The following is an 11017-nucleotide window of genomic DNA, read 5'->3' on the forward strand; positions in this document are numbered from 1 at the left end:
CTGCGTTGTCCTTATTGGCGGTCCCTTTCACAGGGCTGAACTTTCCGACGTCTTTCACCAGTTTTTCCCCCATTTTTTTTGACGTCAAAAACTTCAAAAACGCCATCGCTTCTTTCGGATGTTTTGTTTTCGATGAGATCATAAAGCCTTCCGGCGCTCCCGTTAACAGATCTGAGCTCCCTTTTTGCCCGGAAATTTCGGGAAATGAAAACAAGCCGAGATTGACGCTGCCATTGACAAGCTTAATTTCCGAAGTCTCCGCGTAGATCATTCCCGCCTTCCCGCTCTTAAACTGCTGTCTCACATATTCGTGGTCGACGGAATTTACATGTTTCGTAAAATAAGGCAGGAGCTCCTGCAATTTGGCCAGCGCATCGACATATCCTTGATCTGTGAAACTGGCATTTTCCGTATGATAGTCTGTCTCTCTCGTTTTTGCATCGACAAGCCTCTGGTTCAGCGTTCCGATATAGTGGGATATCGCCCATGTCGCTTTTGCGCCGAATGCGATCGGTGTATAGCCGTTTTCTTTCAACACCTTTGATGCGTGAATGAGCTCGTCCCACGTTTTTGGAGGAGAAAGGTTCAGCTTTTTGAAAATGTCTTTGTTATAAAAAAATTCTTTGGAAGCCATCTGCCATGGGACGCCGTATCTCTTGCCCCCGGCGGAAAACGGCTCGATCTGTGATTGCAGGAGCCGCCCGGACCACTTCTGATCCTCTTCATAATATGAGGTGAGATCAAGCGCCCTGTCCCCTTGGATGATTTTTCTGGCGAATTCATCGCTCGAGGCAAAATAAATATCCGGAGGCTGGCTTGTCCCGAGCATGACTTTGATCTTATCCTTGTAAGAATCGTTCAGCACCGCTTCCGTTTGGATCGAAACATCGGGATGGCTGGCTTCATATTCTTTGACGGCTTCTTCGAAGAAGCTTTTTTCCGGCTCTTTCGGCCAGCGGTGAAACAGTTTTAAGGTGACCTTCCCCGACCCGGAGCCCGAACTTTGAAAACCCGAGCAGCCGCTTGCAAGCAGCATGGCAGCGACAGCGGCGATAACAAATACATACCTCTTTTTCAAATGAAAACCCCTCCTTTTGTACAGATAAGGCGGGACGGCACCCGCGGGGCCGCCACGCCGTTTAGGAAAATTCATGATGTTATATAATGTTATATCAATACTCAACTTTCCACATATACCGTCTTGTCGTCAGCGGATGGTTCCGCGCTTCAGCCAAAGCGTCGGCATACAGGCGCAAGACGCGGTTCAGCACGAGCGGGGCGAGATAGCCTTTTACGTCATCGCTGATTCCGTCAAAATCGTAAGCTTTGGCATCGAGAACCGTCAGCTTTTTGCCGTATCGTTTTGAGAAAGCGAGCGCCCGTTCTTCGAGCGGCCTCGTTTCATCCAAACCGAGCAGAATGATGAACGGCACCGACTCATCGATAATTTCAAACGGACCGTGAAAATATTCGCCTGCATGAATGGCCTGCGAATGAATCCATTGCATTTCCATGAGGATGCAGATGCTGTACGAATAAGCGACGCCATAGTTTGCACCGCTTGCCATCGTATAAATGACCTGCTCCTTCTGATGGGTTTCGGCAAATTGCCGCGCGTTTCCGTCTTCTTTTTCCAAAGCCTGTTCATAGACTGCCTGAAGCTTGTCCAACCCGTCGATCGCCTGTTCAAATTTCGGATGGTTTTCCAATACTTGCAGCACTCCGAAAACAATTTGGTATAAGACGCCGTAATTCGTATTGATCGCGAGGGCTTCTTCCCCCCAATCGTATTGAACGGCATACTCTGCCGCCTCAGCCAAAGGAGAATCCGGCTTAAACGTCATGGCGATCGTCAGCGCCCCTTTGCTTTTTGCAAAACTTGCGGCTTTTACGGTTTCCGGCGTGTTTCCGGAGTGAGAGCACAAAATGACGAGCGATTTTTCTCCGAGCTGGACGGGATTGCGCTGAATAAATTCGTTTGAGCTGTAGAGGTCGGAGCTGATCGCTTTTGACTCTCTGTCAAACACGTATTTGCTCGGATACATAATCGCGGAAGAACCGCCGCATGCGACAAAGAAGACGTGATCGACCGTTTTTCCTTTCAAATCGTGCAAAAAAGCTTGAACTTTCGGGTTTACTTTTGCCGTTGCCTGACTGCTCAATTCCTTCACTCCTATTCTTATATTATATAACGTTATATAACATTATATATTGTTATATTAGCGGCGCAGAAATGCACCTGTCAATATAGTTTTCTGAAATTTTAAAAAATAAATAAAAAGCACTGTATGTAGTGCCTTTTCTTCAAATCTCCGATTTTTTCGCCAAAACCGATTTTACCGCTTGTTCGATTTCCTTATATCCGGTGCATCTGCAAATGTTCGAATCGAGCCACTCTCTGATCGTTTCGTCATCTGCCTCAGGATGGGTTTCCGCGAGCAAATGGCAATTCATGATAAACCCCGGTGTGCAATAGCCGCATTGAAAAGCGAAATGACGTACAAACGCCTGCTGAATGGGCGCCCCCTCCAAGCCCTCGACCGTGACGATTGTTTTGCCGGTGCATTCGGCCGCAAGCATGAGACACGACTTCATCGGCCGTCCGTCGAGTGAGACCGTGCAGGCCCCGCAGTCTCCGTTCAAGCAGCCTGGCTTTGCCCCGGTTAATCCGAGCCTTTCTCTGAGAACGTATAAAAGGGTGTCGGCATGCCTGATCATGACCTCTCTTTCCTCTCCGTTTATGTGAAGCGTGATATCAGTTCTTTTCCCATTTGTCATATTCATCACCTTTTAATATGCTGAAAATATCAAACAGCGTATGTTTGATTACGAATTTGCGATACTCAGCAGACCCTTCGGTATCATCCAAAACCGGTTCGGGCAAATGGCGGATCGCCTGCTGAACCCTGTCTTCAACCGGCATATTCGGATCATTTAAAGCCGCTTCAACCTGCTTTGACCGAAAAGGAAACGGACTAACGCCGCTGAATGCGACGCGGACCCGGTCATCCACCCGAATGGCTGAAGCGGTTACTAAAGGATAGCCCGTTTCCCATTGCTGACGCACTTTGATGCTGGCATACGGCAGGTTGATATACCGTTTTTCGGTCAGGAGAAAAACGAGCAATTCCCCTTTTTTCAGCTGCAGCTCTTTGTTGAACACCTCATGAATCGGATAGACGTTCATCCCGTCCCCGCCCAATGTCATGATTTTGCTGTCAGTTAACAAAAACGGCAAAACGGCTTCACGGTAAAAAATCTGCCCGCAAATGTTGCCGCCCAGCGTAATTTTGTTGCGCGCGGTGCGATCTGCGACTTCCCTCGCGGCTTTGCCCAACAAAGGAAAAACGCCGCTTTCCGCAACTTCCGTCAACGTCAGGGCAGCGCCTAACACAAGGTGGTTCTGCTCATATTGCATGGCCCTGCATTCGGGTATTTCTTTAATATCGATGACCGCCTTCGTATGCATCAAGTCTAAACGGCCGAGCGTGATGTGCTCTGTGCCTCCCGAGAAATAGGAAGGCTGCTTCTCCTCCCTGTCAAGTCTTTGAAACAGCCGGGCCGCTTCCTCTGCCGATTCAGGCCGGTAATATTCAAAATCAAACGGAATCATGTTTGCCCTCCTTCATCTTCCAAATCAGCTCCGGAATGAGAGGCAGCTCATTTAAGGGAACGCCCGCAGCTATCGTCAAACTATTCGCCAAAGCCGCCGGCATGCCGAGGATTCCGTGTTCTCCGACTCCCCTCGCCCCATACGGTGCGTCAAGCTGAGGCGTCTCAACAAAATCAACGACATATTCCGGATGCTCGCCATAGCGAATCGGCCTGTATGTTCTGAGCTGATGATTTAACACCCTTCCAAACCCGTCAAACCAAAACGTTTCCCGTCCGGCGAACGAAAGCCCCATGCTCATCGCACCCATAACCTGGCCTCTCGCCATTTTTTCATTTAAGACTCTACCGATGTCAACTACGGTTACCGCTTTTAAAATACGGTACCTGTAAGTTCTTTTATCAAATTCAACCTCCACTCCGTGGGCAGTGACCGTCCATTCGGGCCCCGGTTTCCCGGCCCCGGTTTCAGGATCCAGAAGCGTTAAATGCCTCAGCATGTAATTGCCGCGCCCGATGATCTGTCCGCCGACAGAATTGCCGTTCGGATATTGATAACCGTATACAATATCTTTAAAATTCAGGCCTATTTTCGGATCATCCCTTAAAAACACCCGGCCGTATGCAACCTCGATATCCGACTGCGGCGCTCTTAATGCGCATGCGGCTCTTTCTTTCAATTGGCGGATGACGTCATCTGCCGCTTCCAAGAGCGCCCTGCCCGCCATAAACGTTCCCCGGCTGGCGACCGTTTTCCAATGCTCGGGCGTCGTCTGTGTATCGACTTCCATTCGGACATAAATTCGACTCGGGTCCATTTTTAAGCGTTCAGCCAAAAGCTGCGTCAATATCGTTTTTGTTCCCGTTCCGATTTCCACAATTCCCGACATTACATTGACGCTGCCGTCAGGATTAAATGTCAGGACAACGCCTGAACTGGCATTCAGATCAATCGTTGACGTTTTCCAGCCGCAGCTGATTCCTTTTGCCCTGACCTTGTGCCCCTCCAATTCGATTCTCTCGCCTTCATTCCAGTTCATCAATTCTTTCAGGCGGTCAAGGCATTTCGGCAGATTTCCGACATTGCTCGGATTCAGCAGCACGCGGGTAGGCGTCGTATCCCCGGGAAGAATCGCATTTTTTCGGCGAAACTCCAAAACGTCCATCCCGAGCTTCCGCGCCAAAATATCCATCGTCCGTTCGAGCGCAAACAGCAGCTCTGAATGGCTGAAACCCCTAAAAGGCCCTGCATACGGATGGTTCGTATACACGCACAATGAATCGCACCACAAATTGTCGATCCTGTACGGTCCTGTACAATCGACTGCTGCCGCCCGGCTTAAATCGGGCGACTTATCGGCATACGCCCCGCCGTCGAATAAATAAAGCAATTCTGCCGCTGTTATGATTCCGTCCCTTGAGCAGCCAAGCTTGATTTTTGCATCCAGTCCGATATGGCAAGGCGACGTCAAAATATCCTCTTCCCTCGTGTTCAGCAGCTTCACAAGGCGGCCGCCAACCGCTTTTGATGCTAAATAGGTGAGAAATTCCTGCTGAACGGATGCCTTTCCGCCGTATGCGCCCCCTACAAGAGGAGTGTGAACGATCACTTTCCCGACTTCTTCGCCAAAATATAAACTGATTAATTTTTTTATCATATACGGCGCCTGGGAAGACGACCAAATCACGACCGTCCCATCCGTACGGATCTCACATAATGAACACCTCGTTTCCATCGCCGCATGGTCTGAAGGAGAAAACGAAAAAGACGCTTCTGCCGTCACATCGCTTTCAGCCCAGCCTTTTTCTATATTCCCTTTTCGGATTTTTGTCCGGTTGGCGATATTTGTGCCGGGTTCAGGGTACACGTTGACCTGCAATTGATATTGTTCGACGTTTTCATGAACGAGCGGTGCATTTCTCAAAAGCGCCTGAGTAGGAGAGTTGACGACGGGAAGAGGATGATATGACACCTTGATCATGTCCGCCGCCCGCTTGGCCTGTGCGGGAGTATCTGCGACAACAACGGCTACGGGCTCCCCGTGATACCTGACCTTATCAGCCGCAATCGGAGGACGGTCACGGATTTCTTCCCCGACGAGCGGGTAACGGCCGCCTGTCAGAACGGCGCGCACTCCGGACATCCTCCGTGCGGCGGAAGTGTCAATCGCCTTGATCCTGGCATGTCCGTACGGGCTGATCACGGTGCGGGCATAAAGCATGCCGGGTGTCGCAATATCGCCTGTATAATTCGCTTTACCGCTCACCTTTTGCAAGGCATCTTTGCGCAGAACACTTTTGCCTATGACTGTCACTAACGCCCCTCCTCCTCATTCATTTTTGCAGCATGGCAGCGAGCAAGATCATAATCCGCAGGTGTATCGACATCCATAAAGTACAGGGGATTGCTGTATGATTTAAGCTTCCCTGCGTTCCGGCCCTTGTTCCTGATGATTTGCCGGGCCCCTTCATCACCGCGGAGCTTCATCAGCGCAGGGAGCGCTTTCTTTGAAAAGATGACAGGAGGCCTCGGAATATCTTCATAGCACGACGCAACAAAGTATAAAAACGGCTTTTTGCGGAATAAAGAGAGCAGCTCATCGATCACATCCCCCGTAATGAACGGCTGGTCAGCAAGCAGAATCATCGCCCCATCGGCATCAAAAGCTTCGGCCCTTTGCAAACCGCACCGCAAAGAGCCGGCTTGCCCCTCACTATGATGCCGGCACGGAACATGGCTCCACTTTTCGGCATACGGCCTTAAGAAAAAGGACGGGCTGAGCCATGCCAAAGGGTCGCCCGGTTTTGTGACAACGAAAATGTGGTCCAATTTTGAATGCAGGGCTGCTTTTAAAGCTTTGCTTCCGAGACACTCTCCTCCAAACGGCAATAAAAGCTTGTCGCGGTCCATCCGTTCGCTTGTGCCGGCAGCCAAATAAACGCCCGCAATTTTCGCTTTTCTCATCCTTTCGCGGCTTCCTGAATGAGTTCCCCGGCAATGCTGATCGCGATTTCCTGCGGTCCGCGGGCGCCGATGGGCAGCCCGACCGGTGAATGAAGCCACTCCGGAATTTCCTCTGTCTGCAGAAGCCGCGCCGTTCTTTTCTGCGGTCCTAAAATCCCGGCATAGCGCAAAGGACGCTTCTTCAAAAGGGAAAGAATCTCTTGATCCCTTTGAAAATGGTGAGTCATGATAACGACATAATCATCGCTGTTCAAATCGAGCTTTGGCACGATGTCTTCAGGAAAACCGACGGCCAATGCGGCTGCTGAAGGAAAATACTCCGCCCGGCAAAATGCCGGTCTCCAATCGCATACGGTAACAGAAAAGCCGATTTCCGCAGCAAATGAAACGAGCGGCCTTGCATCAGGCCCCGCCCCGAAAACGATGAGGCGCGGTTTCGGCCGGTATAAATGGAAATAGGTGCACATCGGCGCATCTCCGACTAGCTGGATTCCGCTTGCCCTTTTATTTTCCGGCATTTTGATCTGATGTTCGTCAATATTTCCAAACGTCTGACCAGTCGCTGTAAAAAAACCGTATCCCGTCTGTTTGAAATCATTTGTTAATTCCTTCACATGCTGGACGGGTATCCCGCTGTCGAGAAACTCCTTCACAATTCCAAGGTACTTTTTCAGCTTCTCATCAACCGGTTCCAGCAAAATATACAGCACGCCGCGGCAGCACGCCCCCTGCCCCCATGTCAGATCGTCTTCAGCTTTCATATCATATGTAAAGGTATCGGCTTCTCCCTTATTTAGCACGTTGACCGCCCGCAACGCAAGGTCGTCCTCGAGGCATCCGGCACTCAGCATCCCGATCCGGGTGCCGTCTTCCTGAAAAAGCATCACGGTTCCTTCTTTTAAATACGCGGATCCTTCCACATGGATGATCGTTGCAAGGACGCTTTTCCGGGCTGATCCCTGTATCGCTTTAAGGATGCTGTGAATGCTTTCCATGAAGGCACCTCCCGAGTATGTACTGCATTCTTTTCATTTATATTGGCTGAACCTGTGTTTTAAAACTTTATTTTCATAGAAAAAGAAAAACGTTCACTCCTTTTAATGAGTGAACGCTTTTGATCATGCTATTCGAGCGCGCCGGCCGGGTCATACAAACTGATATCGATCTCCACTTGCTCCTCGAGGGCGAGCTTTGCCAGCTCAGCTCCCAAAAACGGTCCTGACGTCAGCCCTGAAGCGCCAAGCCCGTTGGCGACCAGTAAACCTTCCATCCCCGGCAGGGAACCGATCACCGGAAGGAATCCAGGGGTGAACGGCCTGAAGCCGACCCGCGCTTCAAGCATTTCCCCGTGTTCGAGACCCGGGGCTACAGACAGCGCCTTTGCAAAAATTTCGTGGAGCCCTCCGGCTGTTACCCTGCAGTCGCCAAGTTTAGGATCATTTTCATGGGTCGCTCCGGCGACAACCCTCCCGTCTTCAAACGAAAGGATATACTGGTCATTCGGCGGCATCACGACCGGCCAGCTTCCCGTATCAAAGCCGGACAAACGGAGATGAACGATTTGCGCCTTTTGATGCGTGACCAGAAAACTGACGCCAAGCGGGTTCAGCAGTTCATTGGCCCAGGCGCCTGCTGTGATAAGCACCTGATCGGCGTATACCTTTCTTTCATCAGCTTTAATCCCTGTGACACGACCGCTTTCATACAGCAGTTCGGCATGTCCCTCGATCACGGAGGCTCCGTGTTTTTTTGCCGCGTTCACAAGCGCACGCCGCAGCGCTTTTCCATTCACCCGCGCCGCCCCGCTGATATGTACCGAACCGTACCCTTCCGCCAAAGGCGGAAATAAGCGTTTTGTTTCGTCAGGCGTCAAGCGGGTGATCTCGCCGATTTCCGGCGCATCCTGACGCCTTTTATGCGCCCGCTCGGCCATCTGCTCCAATTTCCGCTCGTCTGTATGGAGGCTGATCGCGCCTGTTCGTTTGTATCCCGTATCCGTTTCGCCATCGTCTTCCAATTGTTTAATTAAATCCGCATAGTATTTCGCCCCGCCTTTGGCCAGCTTGTACCACGCCTGATTCCGGCGCTGCGACAGCCAGGGGCAGACGATCCCCGCCGCGGCGTCCGTTGCCCGTCCCTGATCGCGGCGGTCAATCAAAGTCACATCGGCACCCTCTTTTGCGAGGTGATACGCGGCGGATGCACCGAGTATTCCTGCGCCGACAACGATCAATTTCTTCATCTTTAAAACACCTTTTTCATTTCTGATTATTATACAAATATACCGGATAAAAGCGGCTGAATACAACCCGGACGTTAACCGGCGGCCACCGAAATCACCCCCAGCACCATTAAAACCGCGGCGATGACGCGCACTCTCCCAAAGCCTTCAGAAAGCAGCACAGATCCCATAATCGTTCCGATTAAAATACTGATCTCGCGGATCGGGGCGACTTGACTGACAGGAGCAAAAACCATCACGCTCAAAGCTAAAATATACGCGCCAATGAATTAAAAATTCCCACTCCGGCCGCTTCCAGCCGATGATTCTTCCATTCAGACCGGACGCCATTCCAATTCTTCACCGCATAAGGCGTCAAGATGATCAGCCGGCCGATCGTATTAAAATAATCCAACAGCAGCGGCGGAATGAGAAAATGGCTGACCGCTGCTTTATCAAGGATCGTATAGCCTGCGATGATTGCCCCGACGGCCAATCCGTAAAGGATCGGGATGAGCGCCCCCGCCTCCTTTAACTTTTTCATTCCTCCCGTAAAAAAGAGAATGCTCGTCACAATCAAAAGAATGCCTATGAGCGTAACATGTGTCATTTTCTCATGAAAGATGATCACCGCCAGCACACACGTAAGAAGCGGTCCTGTGCCTCTTGCGATCGGGTAAACCAGGGATAGATCACCGATACTGTACCCCTTTTGGAGGACGAGAAAAAACGCCAGATGACTAAACACGCTCGCCATGATCAAAACCGTTTGCCACATTCCGATTTCAGGTTTTTCATATAAGATGACCCCTATCGCCAAAGGACTGTAAAAAACGGCTGCGATGGCAGTAAACAGCCATATAAACGGAACCCCGCCATCGGCTTTTTTAGAAAGGTAGTTCCAAGAAGCGTGGATGAAGGCTGATAATAATAACAAGGATAGCCCAACTGCCGTCATGAAACACTCCCCCTAATCCGGTTTCATTCGGTATACTCTCTTTTTAAAATAGACATGAAGCGAATCGTATCCATCTCCATTTTTGATACATTCTCTAAAATGTCCCTTCCAGCACAAAGCCCTGCTTTTGATAAAGATGGAGTGCGCGTACATTGTCTTCTTTGACATCAAGCCATAAACGATTGGCGTTGTACACACGAAATGCCCAATTCTTTATGATTCTGAATGCTTCTTTTCCATAGCCCATGCCTTTTTTGGCAATCGTAATTCTTCGCAATTCAAGGCTCTTATTCGGGTTTTTTAGACCGGCGATGATCATATATCCGACCGGTTCATGACTCAATCGCTCTTAATGATAAGGTGCAGGATGTCTTTGTCCTCTAACGCCTTTTTATGTATATCGATAGACCAGGGAATAATGAAACGGGCATTTTCCTGATCAGCTTCCAGCCGGCATACAAACTCCAAGTCGTTTACAGTTGAATACCGCAAGTTGATGATTTTCGAATCGTCCAACATGTGAATCACCTCCATGATGTTATGGAACAAACTCTTCATTTATTGTAGCATTTTTACATTTTGATTTTGCTGGTATTCTTTACTCACAATATAGAAAAAGTTCGGTGGGCGGAAAACATGAAGCAAATTCAACTGCGGCATGAAAGCGATAAGTGGGTAAAGAGGGTTACGGATATAGTTTACAAGGAGTTTGTCGCAGCTTCCGGCAGCGAGTGCTGATGTATTGTCTTTCTTTTCGAATGCCCATTCAGAAACGCTCCCGGTCACATTTATTGCGATCATTGATGACGAATGCGCGGGAACGGTTTCGGCATTTGAACATGACTGCAAAGAACGGCCCGAGTACAAGCCCTGGCTGGCATCGCTTTTTGTCGAACCGGCCTGCCGCAGCCTGGGCATCGGCCACACATTAATAGAAGCGCTGCTGTCCCGCTTATACCGAAGTGTATTTGAAGACCGAGCATGCATCGGATTATTGCAAAAAGAGGGGCTGGATTTTCGCCTGAGTCTTTGGCGGATGTCGATATATTTAAAAATACATGCTTGTATAAAAAAAAAGACGTGAACTGAAGTCACGTCTTTTTTGATCCAATAAGGCCATCTACAAAAAGGAAAGGAAAAGCAAAGGCGCAAGATTTCAATATTTGTACCATACCCAAAGCTTTTGATTATACTTTTTGTATACCCGGTTCCCTTAATCTTATATATTATTTTCCCCGACCAATTTTTTAAACTTATAAAG

General features: G+C 49.6%; 13 protein-coding genes. All 13 read right to left on the bottom strand.

All coding sequences use genetic code 11. The annotated features are described in order from the left end of the window. Window positions 1-1078: ABC transporter substrate-binding protein (locus V7126_RS04070; RefSeq protein ID WP_335496878.1), on the bottom strand; the 1078-nt coding region annotated here is incomplete at its 3' end. Window positions 1079-1172: 94 nt separating this feature from the next. Continuing rightward, window positions 1173-2162, bottom strand: coding sequence for an SIS domain-containing protein (locus V7126_RS04075; protein ID WP_201775903.1), 990 nt, complete (start codon window positions 2160-2162; stop codon window positions 1173-1175). A gap of 142 nt (window positions 2163-2304) precedes the next feature. Next, window positions 2305-2778, bottom strand: a complete 474-nt coding sequence (locus V7126_RS04080; RefSeq protein WP_335496883.1) for a (2Fe-2S)-binding protein — start codon at window positions 2776-2778, stop codon at window positions 2305-2307. Further along, window positions 2756-3613, bottom strand: a complete 858-nt coding sequence (locus V7126_RS04085; RefSeq protein ID WP_175075397.1) for an FAD binding domain-containing protein — start codon at window positions 3611-3613, stop codon at window positions 2756-2758. Before V7126_RS04085 ends, V7126_RS04080 begins: the two co-directional genes overlap by 23 nt. Then, entirely contained in the window at window positions 3600-5927 is a 2328-nt protein-coding gene (locus tag V7126_RS04090) for a xanthine dehydrogenase family protein molybdopterin-binding subunit (RefSeq protein WP_175075398.1), read from the bottom strand. Before V7126_RS04090 ends, V7126_RS04085 begins: the two co-directional genes overlap by 14 nt. Further along, the gene (locus V7126_RS04095; protein WP_175075399.1) at window positions 5927-6577 is read right to left on the bottom strand and encodes an NTP transferase domain-containing protein; all 651 of its coding nucleotides are present in this window, start codon (window positions 6575-6577) and stop codon (window positions 5927-5929) included. Before V7126_RS04095 ends, V7126_RS04090 begins: the two co-directional genes overlap by 1 nt. After that, window positions 6574-7572, bottom strand: a complete 999-nt coding sequence (locus V7126_RS04100) for an XdhC family protein (RefSeq protein WP_335496888.1) — start codon at window positions 7570-7572, stop codon at window positions 6574-6576. The genes V7126_RS04095 and V7126_RS04100 overlap by 4 nt, the downstream gene beginning before the upstream one ends. Before the next feature lie 128 nt (window positions 7573-7700). Beyond that, window positions 7701-8819, bottom strand: coding sequence for an NAD(P)/FAD-dependent oxidoreductase (locus V7126_RS04105; protein WP_046130190.1), 1119 nt, complete (start codon window positions 8817-8819; stop codon window positions 7701-7703). 74 nt (window positions 8820-8893) lie between these two features. After that, the gene (locus V7126_RS04110) at window positions 8894-9055 is read right to left on the bottom strand and encodes a hypothetical protein (RefSeq protein ID WP_335496891.1); all 162 of its coding nucleotides are present in this window, start codon (window positions 9053-9055) and stop codon (window positions 8894-8896) included. An 11-nt stretch (window positions 9056-9066) separates the two neighbouring features. Then, window positions 9067-9756 (bottom strand): EamA family transporter, encoded by a 690-nt coding sequence (locus V7126_RS04115; protein ID WP_231947387.1) that lies wholly within the window; start codon window positions 9754-9756, stop codon window positions 9067-9069. A gap of 94 nt (window positions 9757-9850) precedes the next feature. Beyond that, window positions 9851-10099: a GNAT family N-acetyltransferase gene (locus V7126_RS04120; RefSeq protein ID WP_231947388.1), complete on the bottom strand. Its 249-nt coding sequence runs from the start codon at window positions 10097-10099 to the stop codon at window positions 9851-9853. Then, the gene (locus tag V7126_RS04125; RefSeq protein WP_231947389.1) at window positions 10096-10275 is read right to left on the bottom strand and encodes a hypothetical protein; all 180 of its coding nucleotides are present in this window, start codon (window positions 10273-10275) and stop codon (window positions 10096-10098) included. Before V7126_RS04125 ends, V7126_RS04120 begins: the two co-directional genes overlap by 4 nt. A 39-nt stretch (window positions 10276-10314) precedes the next feature. After that, the coding region (locus tag V7126_RS04130) for a hypothetical protein (RefSeq protein ID WP_335496897.1) at window positions 10315-11017 on the bottom strand (703 nt) is incomplete at its 5' end.

Source organism: Bacillus sp. JJ675 (assembly GCF_036963165.1).
In the GTDB taxonomy this organism is placed as follows: domain Bacteria; phylum Bacillota; class Bacilli; order Bacillales; family Bacillaceae; genus Bacillus; species Bacillus glycinifermentans.

Bases quoted from the DNA above. Each gene is read 5' to 3' on its own strand.
- V7126_RS04080 (WP_335496883.1), bottom strand. From the start codon at position 2,778: ATGACAAATGGGAAAAGAACTGATATCACGCTTCACATAAACGGAGAG.
- V7126_RS04085 (WP_175075397.1), bottom strand. From the start codon at position 3,613: ATGATTCCGTTTGATTTTGAATATTACCGGCCTGAATCGGCAGAGGAA.
- V7126_RS04095 (WP_175075399.1), bottom strand. From the start codon at position 6,577: ATGAGAAAAGCGAAAATTGCGGGCGTTTATTTGGCTGCCGGCACAAGC.
- V7126_RS04100 (WP_335496888.1), bottom strand. From the start codon at position 7,572: ATGGAAAGCATTCACAGCATCCTTAAAGCGATACAGGGATCAGCCCGG.
- V7126_RS04105 (WP_046130190.1), bottom strand. From the start codon at position 8,819: ATGAAGAAATTGATCGTTGTCGGCGCAGGAATACTCGGTGCATCCGCC.
- V7126_RS04110 (WP_335496891.1), bottom strand. From the start codon at position 9,055: ATGGTTTTTGCTCCTGTCAGTCAAGTCGCCCCGATCCGCGAGATCAGT.
- V7126_RS04115 (WP_231947387.1), bottom strand. From the start codon at position 9,756: ATGACGGCAGTTGGGCTATCCTTGTTATTATTATCAGCCTTCATCCAC.
- V7126_RS04125 (WP_231947389.1), bottom strand. From the start codon at position 10,275: ATGTTGGACGATTCGAAAATCATCAACTTGCGGTATTCAACTGTAAAC.